At 71.7% G+C, this 19452-nt stretch carries 16 protein-coding genes and 2 pseudogenes; 11 read left to right on the top strand and 7 right to left on the bottom strand.

The window, feature by feature from the left end; all coding sequences use genetic code 11:
- Together ABEA10_RS44585 and ABEA10_RS44580 are read right to left on the bottom strand one after the other, a co-directional pair.
- Window positions 1-2926: bifunctional nitrate reductase/sulfite reductase flavoprotein subunit alpha (locus ABEA10_RS44585; protein ID WP_345474720.1), on the bottom strand; the 2926-nt coding region annotated here is incomplete at its 3' end.
- Between the two features lie 231 nt (window positions 2927-3157).
- A complete protein-coding gene (locus ABEA10_RS44580; protein ID WP_345474718.1) occupies window positions 3158-4066 on the bottom strand; it encodes a LysR family transcriptional regulator in 909 nt (302 codons plus the stop codon).
- Window positions 4067-4136: 70 nt separating this feature from the next.
- Between ABEA10_RS44580 and ABEA10_RS44575 the strand changes: the two genes are divergently transcribed.
- The 4 genes from ABEA10_RS44575 to rph all read left to right on the top strand — a co-directional run bounded on the left by ABEA10_RS44575 (window position 4137) and on the right by rph (window position 9046).
- Window positions 4137-4454: a hypothetical protein gene (locus ABEA10_RS44575; protein WP_345474716.1), complete on the top strand. Its 318-nt coding sequence runs from the start codon at window positions 4137-4139 to the stop codon at window positions 4452-4454.
- The gene (locus tag ABEA10_RS44570) at window positions 4451-5194 is read left to right on the top strand and encodes an SDR family NAD(P)-dependent oxidoreductase (protein WP_345474714.1); all 744 of its coding nucleotides are present in this window, start codon (window positions 4451-4453) and stop codon (window positions 5192-5194) included. Before ABEA10_RS44575 ends, ABEA10_RS44570 begins: the two co-directional genes overlap by 4 nt.
- Complete coding sequence (locus ABEA10_RS44565; protein ID WP_345474712.1) at window positions 5191-6186, top strand: amidohydrolase family protein; 996 nt, start codon at window positions 5191-5193, stop codon at window positions 6184-6186. The genes ABEA10_RS44570 and ABEA10_RS44565 overlap by 4 nt, the downstream gene beginning before the upstream one ends.
- A 262-nt stretch (window positions 6187-6448) precedes the next feature.
- Complete coding sequence (gene rph / locus ABEA10_RS44560) at window positions 6449-9046, top strand: rifamycin-inactivating phosphotransferase (protein WP_345474741.1); 2598 nt, start codon at window positions 6449-6451, stop codon at window positions 9044-9046.
- Window positions 9047-9137: 91 nt separating this feature from the next.
- On the opposite strand, the gene ABEA10_RS44555 is transcribed toward rph, so the two are convergent.
- Window positions 9138-10385: an MFS transporter gene (locus ABEA10_RS44555; RefSeq protein WP_345474711.1), complete on the bottom strand. Its 1248-nt coding sequence runs from the start codon at window positions 10383-10385 to the stop codon at window positions 9138-9140.
- Between the two features lie 102 nt (window positions 10386-10487).
- Between ABEA10_RS44555 and ABEA10_RS44550 the strand changes: the two genes are divergently transcribed.
- The 4 genes and pseudogenes from ABEA10_RS44550 to ABEA10_RS51450 all read left to right on the top strand — a co-directional run.
- On the top strand, window positions 10488-11573 hold the full coding sequence (locus ABEA10_RS44550; protein WP_345474710.1) for a DUF5937 family protein: 1086 nt from the start codon (window positions 10488-10490) through the stop codon (window positions 11571-11573).
- A 109-nt stretch (window positions 11574-11682) separates the two neighbouring features.
- A complete protein-coding gene (locus ABEA10_RS44545; RefSeq protein WP_345474709.1) occupies window positions 11683-12588 on the top strand; it encodes a LysR family transcriptional regulator in 906 nt (301 codons plus the stop codon).
- Between the two features lie 214 nt (window positions 12589-12802).
- A pseudogene (locus ABEA10_RS51455) lies at window positions 12803-12955 on the top strand (helix-turn-helix domain-containing protein); the annotation flags it as partial.
- 108 nt (window positions 12956-13063) lie between these two features.
- Window positions 13064-13177, top strand: a pseudogene (locus tag ABEA10_RS51450) (IS30 family transposase); the annotation flags it as partial.
- Window positions 13178-13284: 107 nt separating this feature from the next.
- On the opposite strand, the gene ABEA10_RS44535 reads toward ABEA10_RS51450, so the two are convergent.
- Together ABEA10_RS44535 and ABEA10_RS44530 are read right to left on the bottom strand one after the other, a co-directional pair.
- Complete coding sequence (locus tag ABEA10_RS44535) at window positions 13285-14229, bottom strand: tetratricopeptide repeat protein (RefSeq protein ID WP_345474707.1); 945 nt, start codon at window positions 14227-14229, stop codon at window positions 13285-13287.
- Window positions 14230-14392: 163 nt separating this feature from the next.
- Window positions 14393-14605, bottom strand: coding sequence for a hypothetical protein (locus ABEA10_RS44530; RefSeq protein ID WP_345474705.1), 213 nt, complete (start codon window positions 14603-14605; stop codon window positions 14393-14395).
- 306 nt (window positions 14606-14911) lie between these two features.
- Between ABEA10_RS44530 and ABEA10_RS44525 the strand changes: the two genes are divergently transcribed.
- Both ABEA10_RS44525 and ABEA10_RS44520 read left to right on the top strand, forming a co-directional pair.
- On the top strand, window positions 14912-16027 hold the full coding sequence (locus tag ABEA10_RS44525) for an FAD-dependent monooxygenase (protein WP_345474703.1): 1116 nt from the start codon (window positions 14912-14914) through the stop codon (window positions 16025-16027).
- Between the two features lie 161 nt (window positions 16028-16188).
- Window positions 16189-16761, top strand: a complete 573-nt coding sequence (locus tag ABEA10_RS44520) for a hypothetical protein (RefSeq protein WP_345474701.1) — start codon at window positions 16189-16191, stop codon at window positions 16759-16761.
- A 169-nt stretch (window positions 16762-16930) separates the two neighbouring features.
- Here ABEA10_RS44520 and ABEA10_RS44515 read toward each other — a convergent pair whose 3' ends face one another.
- Window positions 16931-17557 (bottom strand): TetR/AcrR family transcriptional regulator, encoded by a 627-nt coding sequence (locus ABEA10_RS44515; RefSeq protein WP_345474699.1) that lies wholly within the window; start codon window positions 17555-17557, stop codon window positions 16931-16933.
- A 69-nt stretch (window positions 17558-17626) separates the two neighbouring features.
- On the opposite strand from ABEA10_RS44515, the gene ABEA10_RS44510 reads away from it, so the two are divergent.
- On the top strand, window positions 17627-19045 hold the full coding sequence (locus ABEA10_RS44510; RefSeq protein ID WP_345474697.1) for an MDR family MFS transporter: 1419 nt from the start codon (window positions 17627-17629) through the stop codon (window positions 19043-19045).
- Here ABEA10_RS44510 and ABEA10_RS44505 read toward each other — a convergent pair whose 3' ends face one another.
- Window positions 19046-19414: a VOC family protein gene (locus ABEA10_RS44505; RefSeq protein ID WP_345474695.1), complete on the bottom strand. Its 369-nt coding sequence runs from the start codon at window positions 19412-19414 to the stop codon at window positions 19046-19048.
- Window positions 19415-19452 lie beyond the last annotated feature (38 nt).

The raw sequence follows: 19452 nt of genomic DNA, 5'->3' as shown, positions 1-19452 counted from the left end.
GCGGCGGAGCGGTGACCTCCGGCGAGGCCGTCAGGGCGGACAGGACCCGGTCGAGCCAGGCCTGGGCGGAGGCTTCGTAGTCGGGTTCGCAGTCGGTGCGTGGGGCCAGCCGCGCGGCGCCCAGTTCCTCCAGGCGCCGGTCGAGACGGCGGCCGTGACCGCAGAAGTCCTCATAGGAGGAGTCACCGAAGGCCAGAACGGCGTAGCGGGCCCCCTCCAGGCGCGGGAGGTCCTCGGCGGCCAGCGCCCGCCAAAAACCCGAGCCGTTGTCGGGCGCGTCCCCGTCACCGAACGTGCTGCTGATCAGCAGCACGTCGGCGGCCGGCAGCGTACGCGGCTCGGCCTCGTCCATGCACAGCAGGCTGACCCGGTGCCCGGCCGCGGTGAGACGCTCGGCCGTCGTAGCGGCGAACCCCTCGGCGTTGCCCGTCTGGGACGCCCACAGCACGGCGATCTCCCGGCCGGTGTCCCCGGCGCCCGCCGGCCGCGGAACCCGCGAGCGCAGACCGGCCAGGACACCGTTCACCCACAGGGCGTGCTCCGGGCTGAACGGCGCCGTCTCCGGCAGGACGGGAACACCCGGCGCCCCCGAGTCCAGCCCCTCCAGGAAACCGGCGAGGTAACGGCGCTCGGGCTCGGTCAGAACGGGCCGGGACACTTCCGGCAACCCGAAGACGGCCGCGGCCGAGGCGGCCTCCGCCGAGACCGGCCCCGCCGCCACGAGCGTCCTGGCATCAGCGTGAGCCGGCGCCGCAGCCGGTCCCGCGGGCGGGGCGGCGACCTTGGCCAGCGACACCGCGCACGCCTTGAACTCCGGCTGCAGTGACAGGGGGTCGACCGCGTCGCTGGTCACGGCGTTGATGCTCAGGTACTCCCCGAACAGGTCGTTCCAGTGGAACGGCGCGAAACAGCACCCGGGCCGCACCCGTTCGGTCACCACCGTCGGCAGCACGGCCCGGCCGCGCCGGGAGGCGACCTCCACCTGGTCGCCCTCGCCGATGCCCAGCTCCCGCGCGTCCCGCGGATGCACCTCCACGAACGGGGCCGGATCCAGCTTGTTGAGCCGGGCGACCCTGCCGGTCTTGGTGAGGGTGTGCCACTGGTGCTGCACCCGCCCGGTGCCCAGGACGAACGGGAAGGCCTCGTCGGGCATCTCGGCCGCGGGCATGTGCGGGCGGGCGAAGAACACGGCCCGGCCGCCGGCGGTCGGGAACACCGGCCCGTCACCGTCGCGGTCCAGGTACCGGATCGGGTTGCGGTCGGGGCCGGCGGGGTCCGGGGCGGGCCACTGGACCGGGCCGGCGCGCAGCCGCCGGTAGGTCACCCCGCGCAGGTCATAGCCGGTCGCGGGGTTCCAGGCCCGTTTGATCTCCTCGAAGATCTCCTCGGGGCCGGAGTAGGAGAAGGCGTCCTCGTACCCCATCGCGCAGGCGACCCGCGCGATGATCTGCCAGTCCGGCAGCGCCTCACCGGGCGGGTCGGCGGCCCGCTGGGCCAAGGTGAGGTTCCGCTCGCTGTTGACGAGCACGCCCTCGGCCTCGGTCCACAGGGCGGCGGGCAGCACCACGTCGGCGTAGGCGTTGGTCTCGGTGTCGGCGAAGACGTCCTGGGTCACCACGAACTCGGCCGCCTCCAGCCCGTCGATGACGGTCCTGCGGTTCGCGACCGAGGCGACCGGGTTGGTGCAGATGATCCAGCAGGCCTTGATGTCCCCGCCGGCCATGCGCCGGAACATCTCCACGGTGCCCTGCCCGGCGCCGTCCTCGCGGATGGTGCCCGGCGCCAGGCCCCACAGCCGTTCGGTGAACGCGCGGTCCTCCTCCACCAGCACCGAACGCTGCCCGGGCAGGCCGGGACCCATGTAGCCCATCTCCCGGCCGCCCATGGCGTTGGGCTGGCCGGTCAGGGAGAATGGCCCGCTGCCCGGCCGGCAGATCGCGCCGGTGGCCAGGTGCAGATTGATCAGGGCGTTGGTGTTCCAGGTGCCGTGGGTGCTCTGGTTCAACCCCATCGTCCAGCAGCTCATCCACGCGCCGGCGGTGCCGATCCACTCGGCCGCGGTGCGGATGTCGCCCTCGGGAATGCCGGTGATCTCGGCGACGGTGGCCGGCGGATAGCCGGCCAGCAGCTCCGGCATCGCCTCCCAGCCCTCGGTACGGTCGGCGATGAAGGCGGTGTCGATGTGCCCGCCCTCGACCAGCAGGTGCAGCAGGCCGTTGAGCAACGCCAGGTCCGTTCCCGGTCTGATCTGCAGGAACAGGTCGGCCTTGTCGGCGGTCGCGGTACGCCGCGGGTCGACCACGATCAGCCTGGCGCCCGCCTTCACCCGCTCCATCAGCCGCAGGAACAACACCGGGTGACAGTCGGCCATGTTGGAGCCGATGACGAGGAAGACGTCGGCCTCATCGAAGTCCTGGTAGGACCCGGGCGGCCCGTCGGCGCCCAGCGACAGCTTGTAGCCGGTGCCCGCGCTGGCCATGCACAGCCGCGAGTTCGACTCGATCTGGTTCGTGCCGATGAAACCCTTGGCGAGCTTGTTGGCCAGGTACTGCGCCTCCAGGCTCAGCTGCCCCGACACGTACAGCGCGACCGCGTCCGGGCCGTGCCGGTCGATCACGGCCCGCAGCCGCCCGGCCGTCGCGGTGATCGCCGCGTCCACCGCGGCCGGCACGGGCTCGGCGCCGCGCTCGGGACGCACCAGCGCGGCGGTGAGCCTGCCGGGCGCGGCCAGCATGTCCGCGGTCGTGGCCCCCTTGGTGCACAGGCGCCCGAAGTTGGCCGGATGGGTCTTGTCACCGGCCGCCTTCACCACCGTACGGCGGCCGTCGGCGCCCGTCGCGACGTCCAGGACCATGCCACAGCCGACCCCGCAGTACGAGCAGACCGTCCGCACCTTCGTCGTGGCCTGCGGGTCCCTCCCGGTCAACGCCCGGCCCCCTCGTCACATCCGGCAACGCGCCGAACGTACGGAACGCCTGTTAACCCCACGTGACACCGGAAGCCGCGAGCGGTTACATCCCCCACACACCCGTCATGCCGGCGATGTGAGACCCGCAAGACCGCGCGTACGAACCGGTCCGCCTAGCGCCGGGAGGAGCGCCGTACCGGGTGCACGCAGGTCCCCGGCCGCGGCTCGAGGAGGTCTCCGCCGCTGCCGTCACCGAACGCCTTCCGCCACGAGCCGCACCGCGTCCGAACCGGGCGCGCCGGGGCCTGGTCCGGCCTCGTGCCCGCGCGAGGCGAGCGCGGCGGCCACGAACGAGGCGACCAGCGGCCGGCGGTCCCGCGCGTTCCAGGCGAGCACGAGACGGCTCGGCGGCGCGTCGGTCACCGGGACGCAGACCAGATCGGCCGCGACCGGTTCGACCAGCGAGCGGGGCAGCACCCCGATCATCCGGCCCACCCTGATCATCTGGAGCAGCTGGACCACGTCGGAGACCTCCGGACCCGTGCCCTCACCCCCGGGGACCCCCTTCCACGGCGGCAGCGTCTCCCCCTCCAGGTCGGACATGCGCACCGAAGCACGCCCGGCCAGCCGGTGCCCGGACGGGACGATGACCACGCGGTCCTCGACGTGCAGCGTCTCGTGAGCCAGGCCGTCAAGGTCGTCGAACGGCGCATAGAGCAGCCCGACGTCGGCCCGGGCGTCGCGCAGGAAGTCGGTGCGGTCGGCGGGGCCGCTGAACAGGATGTCCACCCGGCGGGCGTCGGGCTGGCAGGAGTACTCGGCCAGCATCGCCGACAGCAGGCCGCCGTCGCCGCCGGGCTTGAGCACCAGCCGCAGGTGGGCCTCGGCGTCACCGGCGCGCCGGGCGTTCCGTACGGCGGCACTGACCGCGTTGAGCGCATGCCGTCCGTGTTCTTGCAACGCCTTCCCGGCCGGGGTGAGCTCGACGTGCCGGCTGGAACGGACGAACAGCGGGACGCCGAGCCGGGCCTCGGTCCGCCGGATCGCCTTCGACAGCGCCGGCTGGGCGATCGAGAGCCGGACGGCGGCCCGGCCGAAGTGCAACTCGTCGGCCACCGCGATGAAGTACTCCAGCTCGCGGGTCTCCAGTTCAACCATGCCTGCAGGTTATCGCCGAAGATCGAACCGGTCTTGGACACCGGCGGCGTACGCCGCCGAGAATTGCGACATGATCCACCACACGATGATCGTCTCCTTCGACCAGCCCCTACCCGACACCAAGGTCGATCAATACCTCTCCGACATCGAACGTGTCATGCTCGACACCGGTTCCGTGCAGTCGGTCCAGGCCCGGCGCCACATCCCCGTCCCCGGTGAGGAGGCCGTCCCGGCGCTGATCGCGACCGCGATCGTCCAGGTCACCGTGGCCGACACCGACGCGCTGGCGAAGGGGTTCAGCGCGCCCGGCCTGCACGAGGTCATCGACCGCTGGCAGTCACGGCACCCCTACAAGGTCGCCTGGGCCAACCACGAGCCGCTGGCATGAGCGGCGTCTCCCCGAAGGTCGGGCTGGTCACCGGCGCCGGCAGCGGGATCGGCCGTGCGACGGCCCTGGAGCTCGCCCGCGGCGGCGCCGCGGTCACCGTACTCGACATCGACGAGAGCGCAGCGGCCGAGACCACCGAGCTGATCAGGAAGGACGGCGGGGAGGCACTGACCGCCACCGTCGACATCGCCGACGAACGCTCCGTGCAGGCGGCCGTCGAGCGCACGGTCACCGCCTACGGCCGCCTCGACTTCGCCGTCAACAACGCCGGCACCGCCTCGCACCGGCGGCTCGACCAGATGACCCTGGATGAATTCGAGCGCGTGGTCCGGGGCAACCTGACCGGTACCTTCCTGTGTATGAAGTACGAGCTGCCCGCGCTCGATCGCGGCGGCGCGATCGTCAACATCGCCTCCGGCGGCGGTCTGCACGCGATCCCCCACGCCCCCGCCTACGTCGCCGCCAAGCACGGCATCATCGGGCTCACCAAGGTCGCCGCGGTCGACTACGCCCCGGACGGCATCCGCGTCAACGCCGTCTGCCCGGGCCCGACCCGCACCCCCGGGTTCGAGAAGTGGGCCGGCGACGGCGACATGATCGCGCGACAGGAGGCGATCACGCCGCTCGGGCGGCTGGCCACGCCGGAGGAGGTCGCGGAGGCGGCGGTCTGGCTCTGCTCCGGCGCCGCCTCCTACATCACCGGCATCGCGTTGTCGGTCGACGGCGGGCGGCGGGCATGAGGGTCATCGCGGTCGAGGAGCACATGGCGACCGAGGCGTTCCTGCGCGCCGCGCACGGCTTGGACGTCGTGCCGGGCGACGAGACCGAGATGGAGCTGATGCGCACGCTGGAGACCACTCCGCGGTTCCGCGCCCGGCTCGCCGATCTCGACGCCCGGGTGAAGGAGATGGACACCCTCGGGCAGGACATGGCGGTGCTCAGCCTCAACCCGCCCGGTGTCCAGCCCTATCCGGCGGCCGACGCGGTGCCGCTGGCCCGGGAGTTCAACGACGCGCTGGCCGCGATCGTAGGCCGGCACCCCGGCCGGTTCGGCGGGCTGGCCACGGTACCGCCGCAGGACCCGGCCGCCGCCGCGGCCGAGATCGAGCGGGCCATGGGCCCGCTCGGACTCAACGGCATCATGATCTGCTCCCACACCGGCGGGCGGTACCTGGACGAGCCGCGGTTCGCGCCGCTGCTGGAGGCGGCCGAGACGCACCGGGCACCGATCTACCTGCACCCGCGAGCGCCGAGCATGCTCGCCGCCTACCGCGACTACGGGCTGTCCGGAGCCATCTGGGGTTTCCAGGCCGAGGCCGGGCTGCACGCCATGCGGCTCATCCTCAGCGGCACGCTGGACCGCCACCCCGGGCTGACCATCGTGCTCGGGCACCTCGGCGAAGGCATCCCGTACTGGCTGCGGCGGATCGACAACCGGCACGCGTTCGCGACGCGGACGGCCGGGGCGGCCACGCCCATACCGCGGCTGTCGCTGACGCCGAGCGAGTACTTCCGGCGCAACTTCGTGATCACCACGAGCGGCATCGACGACCCGGACGTGCTCGGGCTGGCCCTGCGCGCGGTCGGCGAGGACAACATCATGTTCGCGATCGATTTCCCGTACGAGGACCCGGCGGCCGCCATCGCCTTCCTGCGGGACACGCCGCTGACCGATGATCAGCGGACGGCGATCGGCCACCGCACGGCCGAGCGCGTGTTCGGTATCGCCTAGACCGGGCCCGTATCGCGATCACCTCACCGGTGTCTCGATGCGGGCCTTCGCGCATTGCCAAGACGGGCCACCGGCCAAATACGCAGGTGAGATCGCCCGTCAGGCCAGAACGCCGGGATGCCGTGGGTGTGCGGATCGCACCTCTCCCCCCAGTTTCACTTTATAGCAGATCAACTCGCCTCATGAGCTGCGAAAAAGTGCTTCATACTTGCCGCCGTTGCGAACCGAATCGACGAACGATGGGGCAACGGAATTGAGCTACGTGCTGGGTTTCGAGGAAATCGACTCGACGAATGTCGCCGACGCCGGCGGAAAGGGAGCGCACCTGGGCGAGCTCTCGCGGATCGACGGCATCCCCGTGCCGGACGGCTTCTGCGTCACGACGGAGGCCTTCCAGCGGGTCGTGGCCGAGGCGCCGTCGGTCGACACCGCGCTGGACCGGCTGTCGCGCGTGGAACCGGACGACCGCGCGGCGATCCGCACCCTGAGCGCCGACCTGCGCCGCATCGTCGAAGGCATCGCCGTGCCCGACGATCTCGAGGCGGCGATCGGTGCGTCACTCGCCCGGCTCGGGGCGCACGACTCCTACGCGGTGCGCTCCAGCGCGACGGCCGAGGACCTGCCGACCGCGTCCTTCGCCGGCCAGCAGGACTCCTACCTGAACATCACGGGCCTGCCGGCGATCCTGCGGCACGTCCGGCGGTGCTGGGCCTCGCTGTTCACCGAACGCGCGGTGACCTACCGGCGCCGTCATGGCTTCGACCACCGGAAGGTACGGATGGCCGTGGTCGTGCAGCGGATGGTGTTCCCGGACGCGGCCGGGGTCTTGTTCACCGCGGACCCCGTGACCTCGAACCGGAAGATCGCCACCGTCGAAGCCGGGTGGGGGCTCGGCGAGGCGCTCGTCTCCGGCCTGGCCGCCGGGGACGTCTTCACGGTGCGCGACGACCAGGTCCTCACCACGGCGGTCGCCGCCAAGCCGAGGTCGGTCCAGGCGTCGCCGGGCGGCGGCACCAGGGAGGCACCGGTCGAACCTCAGCGGCGGGAACAGCCAGCGCTGACCGATGCGCAGGTCGTGCGCCTGGTGCGGCTGGGCCGGCGAATCGAGGCGCACTTCGGCCGGCCCCAGGACATCGAATGGTGCCTGACCGGCGAGGACTTCCACATCCTCCAGAGCCGCCCGATCACCACCCTGTTCCCCATCCCCGCGACCGATGACCAGGACGACCACATCTACCTCTCCGTCGGTCACCAGCAGATGATGACCGACGCGATGAGGCCGCTGGGGCTGTCCCTGTGGCAGCTGACGACCCCGAGCCCGATGCACGAGGCGGGCGGACGGCTGTTCGTCGACGTGGTCCCCATCCTGGCGACGCCCGCGGGCCGCGCGGGCCTCCTGCAGACCTTGGGCAGGGCCGACCCGCTGACCCGTGACGCGCTGCAGACCGTCCTGGACCGCCGCGGCTTCCTCCGCTCGCTTCCCGACGACGATTCCGGCACCGCACCCGCCGGTGACCCACCCGCGCCGATCGCGACCGATCCGGCCGTCGTCACCCGGCTGATCCGGCGCAACCAGGAGTCCGTCGCCACCCTGCGGCGCGAGATCCAGGAGCTGTCCGGGCCGGCGCTGCTCGACTTCATCCTGGCCGACATCGCCGAGCTCAAGCGCACCCTGTTCTCGCCACAGAGCCACCAGGTGATCATGGCGGCGATGGAGGCGGCCTGGTGGCTCAACGACCACCTGGAGACGTGGCTGGGCGAGAAGAACGCGGCCGACGCGCTCACCCAATCCGTCCCCCACAACGTCACATCGCAGATGGGGCTGGCGCTCCTCGACGTCGCGGACACGATCCGACCGCACACGGACGTCGTGGCGTTCCTGCGCCGTGTCGTGGACGAAGGCCGGGACGGCGACGCCTTCCTGCCCGAGCTGGCCGGGCTGACCGGCGGACCGGAAGCACGCGATGCCATCCGGGGCTACCTGGAGGAGTACGGCATGCGCTGCGCGGGCGAGATCGACATCACCCGAACGCGCTGGAGCGAGAACCCCGCCGCACTCGTGCCCACCCTCCTCGGCAACATCGACAACTTCGAGCCGGGCGCCGGCAGGCGACGCTTCGCACAAGGACTCCAAGAGTCACGACGGAAGGAACGGGAACTGCTGGGACGGCTGCGCGCCCTGCCCGACGGGGAGCACAAGGCCGCGGAGACCAAGCGGATGATCGACCGTGTCCGCACCTTCGCCGGATACCGGGAGTACCCCAAGTACGGCATGGTCAGCCGCTACCTGGCCTACAAGCAGGCGTTGCTGCGCGAAGCCGATCGCCTCGTCCACACCGGCGTCCTGCGCGAGAGAGAAGACATCTTCTTCCTCCGGTTCCAGGAGTTGCAGCACGTCGTGCGGACGGGCGACGCGGACGCCGGACTCATCGCGGCCAGGCGCGAGGCGTTCCGGTCGCAGGAGGCGCTCACCCCGCCCCGGGTCCTCACCTCCGACGGCGAGGCCGTCAACGGCCACTATCGGCGTGACGACGCCCCGCCCGGCGCGCTGGCCGGCCTGCCCGTCTCGGCCGGGACCATCGAGGGCCGCGCCCGTGTCGTCACCGACATGGCGCGGGCCGACCTCCAGGCGGGCGACATCCTGGTCACCGCCTACACCGACCCCGGCTGGACCCCCCTGTTCGTCACCGCCGCCGGGCTGGTGACGGAGGTAGGCGGCCTCATGACCCACGGGGCGGTGATCGCGCGGGAGTACGGCCTGCCGGCCGTCGTGGGAGTGGAACGGGCCACCCGCCTCATCCGGGACGGGCAGCGGATCCGCGTCCACGGAACCGACGGGTACGTCCAGATCCTCGCCTGAACGGCCACGGCCTTCAGCCGGCGAGGATCATCAGCCGCCCCGGGCGTGCCGCCCGGGGCGGCGGCGATGTGGTCCTCGCCGGTCAGCGAGCTCACGAGCCGGCTCGCGCCCGGCGCCGGCGACCGCCGAGCCGTGTTCCCCGATCCGTCTCGGTGGCGACGGCGGAGGCGGAGATGAGCGTCGCAGCGGCGAGGCCGCCCCAGAGGGCGGCCGGGCCGTGAGGTGCGAGAGCGGTGATGACCGCTGGGGAGACGGCGAGGCCGAATCCCGTGGACAGCTGGAAGCGGGCGAGGGCGCGTCCCAGGACATGGTCCGGGGCGAGGGCGGCGACCAGCGCGGTGGCGCTGCCCGCGTAGATGATCTCACCGATGGCGCAGACCACGGAGACCGCGGCGACGGCCGGGGTGGCCCAGCCGTGTTCCAGCGAGCCGGCCGCGAGGAAGCCGAGGTAGGAAGCGGCGATCACCACGCCGGCGAGAGACAGCACGGTCCGTCGGGAGAGACGGCGGGACAGCAGGGCGGTGACCGGAATTTGCAGAGTGACCACCAGCACCGTGTTGGCCACGAAGATGGCCGCCGGCCACACCGGGGACGCGTGGAACCGTGTCACCAGGACCAGAGGGAGCGCGATCTCGGGGACGTTGAGGCAGAAGACGTAGATCACGTTGGCGGCCAGCAGCGTACGCATCCGAGGTGCGGGCTGATCGTCCCGCTCCTTGGCCGCAGCGGCCTTCGCCGGATGTGCGTGCACGTGGACCGACCACGCCAAGGCGGCCGCGGCAAGGTAGGCGAGCGCGGTGACGGCTGCCAGCGCCCGCAGCGCGGTGGCGCCGCCGGCCAGGCACACGGTGGCGAGCAGTGCTCCGGCGCCCAGGGCGGCGTTGCGCAGGGCGCGGGCCCCCGCGAGGGCGGTGTCGCGTTCTCGGCCGTGGGCGACCGTGGCCACGAGAGCCGCGTGGGCGGCCGGCCATGCCTGGTTGCCGATGCCGAGGAAGAGCGCCGCCATCGCGAACAGCCAGACGTGCCCCGCCGGGGTGGCCAGCAGCAGCGCCACGCCCAGTGCCCGCACCAGCATCGACGCCGCCACGACCGTGCTGCGCGCGCCCCGGTCCAGCCATCGGCCCACCGCGGGCATGCACACCAGGCCCGTGACGATGCCGGCCGTCATGGCGGTACCGGTGACCGGCGCGGACAGCCTAAGGACCGTCACGCCGTAAAGCAGCAGAAAGGGCCGCAGCAGGCCGGTGCCGAGCGCGTCCACGGCCAGGGCGACGGCATAGCGGGGGCCGCCGGAGGCACGGACGAGGGCACGGGGCTGGATTCTGGTGATGGTCGCCATGGCGTCAGACGGTGCGTTCGGCCGCTGGGGCAGGGCACGCCGGTTGACGCACATCGTCAATCGACGCGGTCGCCGGGTTGTCCGGGCGGTGATGATGGGGGGATGACGTTGAGGATCGACATCAGCGGTCTGCCGTCCGAGCGACTGCGGTTCGCCGCCTCCCCTCTCGCCGAGCTGACCGCGATGCTGCACGTGCTGGCCGAGCCCGGTCACCATCCGCAGTTCGCCGGCTGGGCCGGGGACGTCTGGGCCGGGCTGCGGCCGGAGCTGGCCGAGCGGCTCAGGGAGGCGGAGTTCCTCTGGCGTTCTTCCCAGGCCGACTTCCTGATCCCCGCGCGGCCCCGGCCGACCCTCGCGGAGGAGCTGGACGACGTTGACCGGATCGACGACGAGACGTATGTGACCGCCGCGCTCGTCACCACCTGCGGCAGCAACCGGGTCCACTTCCGCCGGGCGTCGCCGCTCACCGACACGACCGCGCGCGAGCGGGCCCTGGACGTGGCCCAGGCCCGCGGCGCGCTGCAGGAGGCCTTCGCGGAACGGCTGCTCGCGGACCCGGCCGCGGTGCGGGCGCGGGTGCGCCACACCCTCGAAGAATGCGCCGAGGCATTCTTCGACGGCGCCTGGGCGGGCGTCGCGGCGCAGCTCGCCACCGATCTGCGCCTGAAGAACGAACTGCTCAGGCGCCAGGGCATCGGAGCGGCACTTGCCTCGGTCTCCGGTGCGGTCGCCCTGGCACCGGACGGCGAATCCATCATCGTGGACAAGGTGCAGGACAAGGCGACCGCCGCCCGTGACGCCGGGGTCACCTTCATCCCCAGCGTCTTCGGCCGCCCGCATCTGGTGGCGGTCCACGCGCCCGGATGGCATCCGGTGGTGCAGTACCCCGTCGCCGAGCCGAGTCCGGCGGAACCGGTCTCTCTGGAGACGGTCACCCTCCGGCTGGAGGCGCTCGCGCATCCGGTACGGCTGCGGCTACTGCGCACCTTGGTCCGCGGCCCGCACACCACCGGCGAGCTGGCCCACTTCTGGGAACTCTCACCCCCGGAGGTGTCCCGCCACCTTGCCGTCCTGCGCCGTGCGGGCCTGCTCACGGCCCGGCGGCACGGCCGTTACGTCCGGTACACCCTCAATCTGACTGATCTGACCGCGTTGGGCGGCGACCTGCTGGCGGCCGTACTGCGCTGAGTGACTTCGGTCTGTCAGAACGCGGGCGGCCACCGTCTTCGCAGCATCATCCGACTCGGCAGCCCGTCATTAACTCTCCGACATCGACTCGCGCGTATGATTTACCGGCATGCAACTGGATTTGAACCTGCTCACGGTGCTCGACGCCCTGCTGGAAGAGGGCAGCGTGATGGGCGCGGCCGACCGGTTGCACCTGTCCTCGCCCGCGGTCAGCCGTACCCTCGGCCGGCTCCGCGCCGTGACCGGCGACGACATCCTGGTGCGTACGGGGCACTCGATGATCCCCACGCCCTACGCTCTGGCGGTTCGCGAGGACGTGCACCGGCTGGTCCGGCAGGCGCACGAGCTGTTGTCACCGGCCCGTGAGCTGAACCTGGCCGAGCTGGACCGCACCTTCACGATCCAGTGCCACGACGTGCTCGCCACGTCGCTGGGACCCGTGCTGGTCGGCCGGATCCAGGAGCAGGCGCCCGGCGTACGGTTGCGTGTGCTGGCCGAGCACTCCGCCGACACCGACGATCTCCGCCAGGGCCGCGTCGACCTTCAACTCGGCGGGGACCGGCCGAGCCTGCCCGAGTTCCGATCCGAGACTCTGGGACACGACCCGCTCGTCGTGGCGATGCGTCCGGCTCATCCGTGCGCGGACGGCTTGGATCTGCACTCCTACGCGGCGCAGCCGCACGTGCTGGTCTCCCGGCGAGGCCGTCTCACCGCACCGATCGACGACGTGCTGGCGGCCGAAGGGCTGCGCCGACGAGTGATCGCGGCGGTCGCGACGCTCGCCATGGCCCTGCGAATAGCCGGCCGCAGCGACGTGCTGGTCACCAGCACCGAGAATCTCGGCCGCCCGCTCATCGAGGCGTTCGGGCTGATCACCCGGCCGCTGCCGGTGAAGTCGCCGCCGGTGACGATCAACTGCAACTGGCACCAGCGTTATGACTCCGACCCCGCCCACGCCTGGCTCCGTGACCAGGTACGCGCATCTCTCTCGGAAATCGTCACCGGCGAGCCGTAGGCGCCGAGGGCTCTGTGTGTCCTGGCCGCAGGCGCGGTTGCGGCGGCTCAGGAGTTGCGTCGCGCCTGGGTGTGGTGCCGGCGGGTGTCGTCTTGGCGGTTGATGCCGAGGTTGCCGTGATGGTGGTGGTTGCGGATGTGCAGGTCGACGTTGTTCTTGTTGCCCTGTACGGCGGTGGCCTGCGGCTGCCGGTGGGCCCGCGGGGTCCTCGTCGATCACCGAGCAGCCTGATGGCGGGGCTATTTCGCCGCGGTTCCTGTCCGAGGACGAGCGCATCGTCATCGCCGACATGCGCCGCAGCGGGGCATCGCCGCGCGCGATCGCGCGGGAGCTGCAGCGCAGCCCTGCCACGATCAGCCGCGAGGTTCGTCGGAACTGCGACGAACGCACAGGCAAGTACCACCCGTTTCGTGCTCAGCGACGGGCGGTAGTCCGGCGCGGTCGAAGGAGGGGAAGGTGCGGCGTGACCCGCAACGACCGGCAGGTCGCAGGCCACTGGGAAGGCGATCTCATCGTCGGGCAGAGCGGCCGCTCGGCGATCGGCGCCCTGGTCGACCGCACTACTCGCTACGTCATGCTCCTGCACCTGCTCGGCCGGCAGACCCCCGCGGAACTCTTCGCCCGGCTCCTAGCCACCGTCGAATGATCTGCTAGCCACCGATCGCCCAGCGAACCGTCGAGAATCGCGACCTGGGGTCACCGTCCAGCTTCGCTGGTCCTGCCGAACACTGCAGTGCGTACTGCGGTGCGTTGGATCACCGAGGTCAACAACTTTGTCGCGTGCGTGTGGGCATGAGTCTGTGCCGAGCTGGTGCGCTGAATCCGCATGATCGCCTCCAGGTCGGCCTCTTTCCTGGTCAGCAGGAAGTTCGCGCCGTGGACGGTCAGTTGGGCGCAGAGGTTGTCGGATTCCTGCTCGAGGACCTTCATGGCGTAGGACCTGGCTTCCTCCGGCCGGCCGTTATCCAGCAGCAACTCGCCGAGGTCGGTCAAGACGCCGACTCCGGCCGGGTCGTACTCCAGCGCCGCCTCGAACGCCGCGATCGCCGCGTCGTCGCGGCCCTGGTCTCGGCGGGTCAACCCCAAGACCGCTCCTGCGGGATGGGACGGGGCGAGGTCGAACCCGGCCTGGGCGCAGCGGGCCGCGTACTCCAGATCGAAGTAGCGGGCCAGGTAGGCGACAGCCGACAGCAGCGGGCCGTTGTCGCCGTGTAGAGCGACGCTGTTGCGGGCCAAGGTGAGGTACGGCTCGATATGGCTCGTGTGGCCGGCGTCGGCGAGGGGGCGCATGATCTGCAGCAGGCCGACTGCTGCATTGATAACCGTGCGCACGTCGATGGCTCCCGCGGCGTCCGGTCCGATCAGCCAGGGCACGCCGATCGCCCATGGAATGTCAGCCGAATAGACCTGGGCCTTGACCAGCAGCGGCAGGGCGTAATCGTAGTCTCCTTCGTAGGCCACGACGTGCGCCCGGGCGACCACCCGCGCCGCCGACAGGGGATCTCCTAGGGGGAACAAGCCGCGACCCCCGTGTTCGGCCAGCCCCCGGAACAGCGCCTGCACGTCCTGGACTTCGCACCGCGCGGTCAGAGCCTGCTCGGCGAGCAACGCCGCCCCGGCCACATCCCCAGCGGAGAGCATTCTCCAAGCTGAACGCACCAACCGGCTATCCCGCATCCGCCAGAGCATAACGCCAACAACCACCCGCAATGCCCGGGTCCGGCGGCCGCTCCGCCCGCCGGACATCGTAGATCGGCAGACGCTGCTCGGATATCGAAGATGCCCTAGGGAGAGAAGTCAACCTCTAAGCTCCCTGATCATCGATCTGGCCCTCGCCGTGGCCGAGGACCGCCGCCGCGACATCGTCCGCAAGACCAAGAACGGCCTGGACGCCGCCCGCCGGCGCGGCCGGGTCGGCGGCGGCCGACCCGTGGTCCACGACGACGAACGCGCGGCCTCGCCGGGACACGACGATGTGATCGGCCGCGGCGGACCGCTTCGGCGTGACGGTCTTCACCCTCGCGAGTGGATGGTCCGGCCGCACCGCAGGGCCGGGGTGTGCGGCCGGACCGCGGCCCTGGTCACGCTGCTTTCGGTGAGCAGCGCGTCCAACCCTCGATGAGGTTCAGGTCGTAGTCCACCCGCCGATTGTCACCAGCGAAATAAGTGCGTAACAAGGTTGCACTGGAGTGAATCGGGTTGCGTCCCTACCGTCGGATCCACAGGGCGACGCGAAGGAGTACGCAATGGACATCCGCACGTGCCCAGCACGTCACCACGGCGCTTGTGGCCGTGATGCGAACGCGGCCGGAGGCGAGATCTGATGCGGTCCGTGGTGATCGGGGCCGGGATCGTGGGCCTGACCAGCGCGCTGGCCCTGCGGCGCGCCGGTGTCGACGTGGTGATCTACGAGCACGCGCCGGAGATCCGCGCCGCCGGGGCCGGGTTGGGGCTGTGGGCCAACGCCTTGGCGGTCTTCGACGAACTCGGCATCGGCGCGCAGGTACGGGCCATCGGCAAGCCCGGCGAGATGTACTTCCACGACCCGGCCGGGCGGCTGCTCGACACCCCGGAGTTCGGCCCCGAGGACCATCGGTTCCTGCTGGTGCACCGGGCCAGGCTGAACGACCTGCTGGCCGACGCCGTCGGCCGGGAGAACATTCGCCTGGCCGCCGGATTCGCCCGATACGAGGAGCATGCGGACCATGTCACGATCCGGCTGACCGATGGCGGCGAGGAGACCGCCGACGCGCTCGTCGGCGCGGACGGGACGTACTCCACGGTGCGCGGGCAGTTGGTGCCCGCCGCCCCCGCGCAGGAGCACCCCGGCCATCACGCCTGGCGGGCGGTCATCGCCGACCCCCGCATCACCCCGGCCGAAGACCGGCTGATCCTGGGCCCCCACGGCTGCCGCGGCGGGTACGTGCGCACCTACGACGGCGGCGTCTACTGGCTGGTCAACCAGTTCGACACGCCCGAGCCGACCGGCACTCTCAAGCAGCAGGCCCTGGACCGGGCCGCCCACCTCGAACAGGGACACCGGATCCTGACCGAGCTGATCACCGCGACGCCCGAGGAGACGATCCTGCACAACCAGATCATGCTCGTGCCGCCGCTGCCGCACTGGACCTCCAGACGTGTCGTGCTGGCCGGGGACGCGGCCCACGCGATGTCGCCGCACATCACCGCGGGTGCGACGCTGGGCATCGAGGACGCCGCCCTGCTCGGCCGGCTGCTCACCCCCACCAGTGACGTGCCCGCGGCGCTGGCCGCCTACGAGACCGACCGCATCCCCCGCTACGCCCACGTCGCGGAGCTGTCGGCCGCGGTGGAGCACGCGCCCACACCGCAGGAGTTCGCACGGCACTACGCCGCGTTCAGCCACTGGATGATCACCTCGGCGACGGCGACATCCGGCAAACACCAGGTGCGGTCATGAACTTCACGATGGAGCTGGATGCGCCGGTGCCGACACGCGACGGCCGCGCTCGCCACCAACGTGTGGCGGCCGGAGGGGCCGGGGCCGTTCCGCGCGCTGCCGGTCCGCGCGCCGTACGACGGGGTGACGTCGCGCCCATGTCGGAGTGACAGGATGCCGCGGTGAGCACCGCGTCGCTCCTGACCGTCGACAGCTACGAACGACTCGTCGCTGGCCTGTGCCGGCGAACCATCGTCGCGGTCGACTACTTCGTGCTGATGGTCGGCGACGAGGGCACCGATCCCGACAATTGGGACTACGGTGCGTGGCACGAGCCCACGATGGGCGTCGAGCTGACCACGGACGGCGGCGGCACCTACTCGGCGGTGTGGGGCAGCACGTTCGACCACTACGGAGTCGAGCTCTACCCGGCGCCGATGCGCGACTTCCTCTCCCGCATCGGGGAGCCGGGCGGGTCGGCACGCGTCGCGGTCACGGAGCACCCCCTGTGGGCCGGGATCGTCTCCGCCCCGATCGAGGCGTGCCGCGTCCAGTGGTGCGGCGAGGAGCACGGCGCTTCGACTCCGGTGCCGGCGGCCATCCACGTGCGGACCACCGCCGGTCAGGTGTGGATCGCCGTCGGCCGCTCGGCCACGTACGAGCCTGACGGGCCGGGGCCGTTCTCCTTGTGCACCGACGATGTGCTCGTCATCTTCGACACGGACGTCGCCGAGCGCGCCGGACTCCGAGCCTGATCACGACACCAGAGCGGGCTCGCAAGGCGCCATCGGTCTCGCCGGCGATGACGTTGTCGCCGGCCAGGCGTATCGCAGCGCCCTCGGTGAGGAGATCATTCGGGTTCGCGGACACGCGCCGGACCCTACCGCCGTTGCGGATCGCGCCCTGTGCGCGGACAGGGTTCGGTCAGCGGGCGTACGCGCGCAGGAAGACGTGTGCGCCGGCGGTGGCCAGGCGGTCGATCTCCTCCTGGTCCAGGCGGACCGTGCCGTACCAGGAGCGGGCGTTGACCGGGCCGGTGACGAGCAGGCCCAGGAACTCGGCCGCCTCCAGCGGATCGGGGACCTCCAGCAGGCCCTGCTCGCCCAGTTCGGCCAGCCGGTCGGCCAGCGTGCGCTGGACCGGGCGGTCCTGCGGCGCGGTGTGGATCAGGTCCGGGAAGTGGGCGGCTTCGGCGATCATCAGGCGCACCACCGCGGCCCGTTCGGCCGAGCGGGCCACCTCCGTGGCGAACGCGCGGGCGAACTCCGTCAGCGCCGCCTCCACGTCCGTGACCTCGCCCAGCGTACGGTCCAGCAGATCGCCGAAGGCCGCCGCCTGCGCCGCCGCGGTCTCGCGCACCGCCGACAGGAACAACGGTTCCTTGCCGCCGTAATAGTCATAGATCGTGCGCTTGGAGACCCCGGCGGCCTCGGCGATCGCGTCGACGCTGGCGCGCGCGTACCCCTCGCGGACGAACACCTCCAGCGCCGCCCGGATGATCGCGGCGCGCTTGGCGGGCGACCCCGGGCGCAGGGCGGTCGTGTCGGGCACGGGTCCCCTTTCCTCGGCTACACCGTGCAGTGTAGGCGAACTACACTGCACAGTGTAGTGTGCTACGTCATGACCGACACCACATCCCGTACGCGGCCCGCCCGCCTGGATCCCGCCCTCCTCCGGCTCGGGATCACCGTCATCGTCGGCACCGTCACCGCGATGCTCGACATGACGATGGTCGCGGTCGCCCTCGCCGGCCTCACCCGCGCGTTCCACACCTCGGTCACCACGATCCAGTGGGTCAGCACCGCCTACCTGCTGGCCATCGCGACGGTCATCCCCGTCACCGGCCGGCTCGCCGAACGCTTCGGTGCCCGCGTCATGTGGAGGTTCGCGCTGGTGGTCTTCCTCGGCGGCTCGGCCTTGTGCGGCGCCGCCTGGTCCGCCGGCGCCCTCATCGCCTTCCGCGCCGTGCAGGGCATCGGCGGCGGCATGATCGTGCCGCTGAGCATGATGATCCTCGCCCAGGCCGCGGACCCCGGCCAGCGCGGGCGCGTCATGGCCCTGGTGGCCGTGCCCGGGCAGCTGGCCCCCATCCTGGGCCCGCTGCTCGGCGGCCTGATCATCGACGCCGGGAACTGGCGCTGGATCTTCTACGTCAACATCCCCATCGGCCTGCTCGCCCTGCTGCTCGCCCGGCGCGGCCTCCCGGCCGCCCCGCCCCGCGAAGCCGGCACACGCTGGCTGGACCTCACCGGCCTGGCACTGCTGGCGCCCGCGCTCACCCTGACCCTGTACGGGCTGTCCGCCCGGACCGCGCGGATCCCGCTGCTGGCCGCCGGCGTCGCGCTGCTGGCCGGGTTCACCGTCCACGTGCTGCGCAGGCGGCGGGTCGCCCCACTGCTGGACCTGCGCCTGTTCGCCCACCGGCCCTTCGCGGCCGCCTCGACGCTGAACTTCCTGTCCCGGCTGTCGGTCTTCGGGGTGATGATCCTGATGCCGCTGTACTTCCAGCAGGTCCGCGGGCACGGCGCGCTGACCGCCGGGCTGCTGCTGGCGCCGCAGAGCCTGGGCACGATGCTCGCCCTGCCCGTCAGCGGGCGGCTCACCGACCGGATCGGCGCCCGGCCCGTCGTCCTGGCCGGCATCGCGGTCACCACTTTGGGCACGCTCGCCTTCACCCAGGTCGGCCCGCACACCGGCGGATTCCTGCTCGGCGCGGTGCTGCTGGTGTGGGGCATGGGCGTGGCGGCCGTCGCCGTCCCGGTCTCGGCCGCCGCCTACGAGGGGCTCGCACCCGCCCAGATCCCCGGCGCGACCAGCGCCATCACCACGGTCCAGACGGTCGGCGCGTCCGTCGGCGCGGCCGTGCTCACCGCGATCCTGCAACACCATCTGGCGCACCACCGCGACGCGCCGTCCGCGGCGTTCGCCGCCGCCTTCTGGTGGGTGCTGGCCTTCACCGCGCTGACCCTGCTGCCCGCCCTGCTGCTGCCGTTGCGCCGTGCCCGGCCCGAACCCGCGCCGGACACGGCGGACGCGTGACTACGAGGCGCGAACGCACAGGCAGAACGGGTGCCCGGCGACGTCCAGCAGCACGCGCCAGCGGTCACCGCCCGGCTGCGCGTCCGGCCGGGTCGCGCCGAGCTCCCGGCAGGCCGCCTCCGCCTTGTCCAGGTCGTCGACGTACAGGTCGAGGTGGTAGCGCTTGGGCGTGGACTCCTCCGGCCAGCCCGTCGGGGCGAACCCCTCGACGCGGCCGAAGCCGATGGCGGTCCGGCCGTCGCTGACCATGGCGTACTCATCCTCGCTGTGGGTGATCTCCCAGCCGAAGACGCCGTGGTAGAACTCCGCGAGCGCGCGCGGGTCGGCGCAGTCGAGGTTGACCATGGCGAGTGAGGCGATGGCGGTCATCGTCGATTTCCCTTCGTCGGTGGAACGCCTCCATGCTT

The organism is Actinoallomurus oryzae (genome assembly GCF_039541955.1).
Classification (GTDB): domain Bacteria; phylum Actinomycetota; class Actinomycetes; order Streptosporangiales; family Streptosporangiaceae; genus Actinoallomurus; species Actinoallomurus oryzae.
This window is presented reverse-complemented; position numbering and strand designations above follow the sequence as displayed.

Excerpts from the sequence above, each read along its gene's own strand:
- ABEA10_RS44580 (WP_345474718.1), bottom strand. The coding sequence starts at position 4,066 with ATGGTTGAACTGGAGACCCGCGAGCTGGAGTACTTCATCGCGGTGGCC.
- ABEA10_RS44575 (WP_345474716.1), top strand. The coding sequence starts at position 4,137 with ATGATCCACCACACGATGATCGTCTCCTTCGACCAGCCCCTACCCGAC.
- ABEA10_RS44570 (WP_345474714.1), top strand. The coding sequence starts at position 4,451 with ATGAGCGGCGTCTCCCCGAAGGTCGGGCTGGTCACCGGCGCCGGCAGC.
- ABEA10_RS44565 (WP_345474712.1), top strand. The coding sequence starts at position 5,191 with ATGAGGGTCATCGCGGTCGAGGAGCACATGGCGACCGAGGCGTTCCTG.
- ABEA10_RS44555 (WP_345474711.1), bottom strand. The coding sequence starts at position 10,385 with ATGGCGACCATCACCAGAATCCAGCCCCGTGCCCTCGTCCGTGCCTCC.
- ABEA10_RS44550 (WP_345474710.1), top strand. The coding sequence starts at position 10,488 with ATGACGTTGAGGATCGACATCAGCGGTCTGCCGTCCGAGCGACTGCGG.
- ABEA10_RS44545 (WP_345474709.1), top strand. The coding sequence starts at position 11,683 with ATGCAACTGGATTTGAACCTGCTCACGGTGCTCGACGCCCTGCTGGAA.
- ABEA10_RS44535 (WP_345474707.1), bottom strand. The coding sequence starts at position 14,229 with ATGCTCTCCGCTGGGGATGTGGCCGGGGCGGCGTTGCTCGCCGAGCAG.
- ABEA10_RS44525 (WP_345474703.1), top strand. The coding sequence starts at position 14,912 with ATGCGGTCCGTGGTGATCGGGGCCGGGATCGTGGGCCTGACCAGCGCG.
- ABEA10_RS44510 (WP_345474697.1), top strand. The coding sequence starts at position 17,627 with ATGACCGACACCACATCCCGTACGCGGCCCGCCCGCCTGGATCCCGCC.
- ABEA10_RS44505 (WP_345474695.1), bottom strand. The coding sequence starts at position 19,414 with ATGACCGCCATCGCCTCACTCGCCATGGTCAACCTCGACTGCGCCGAC.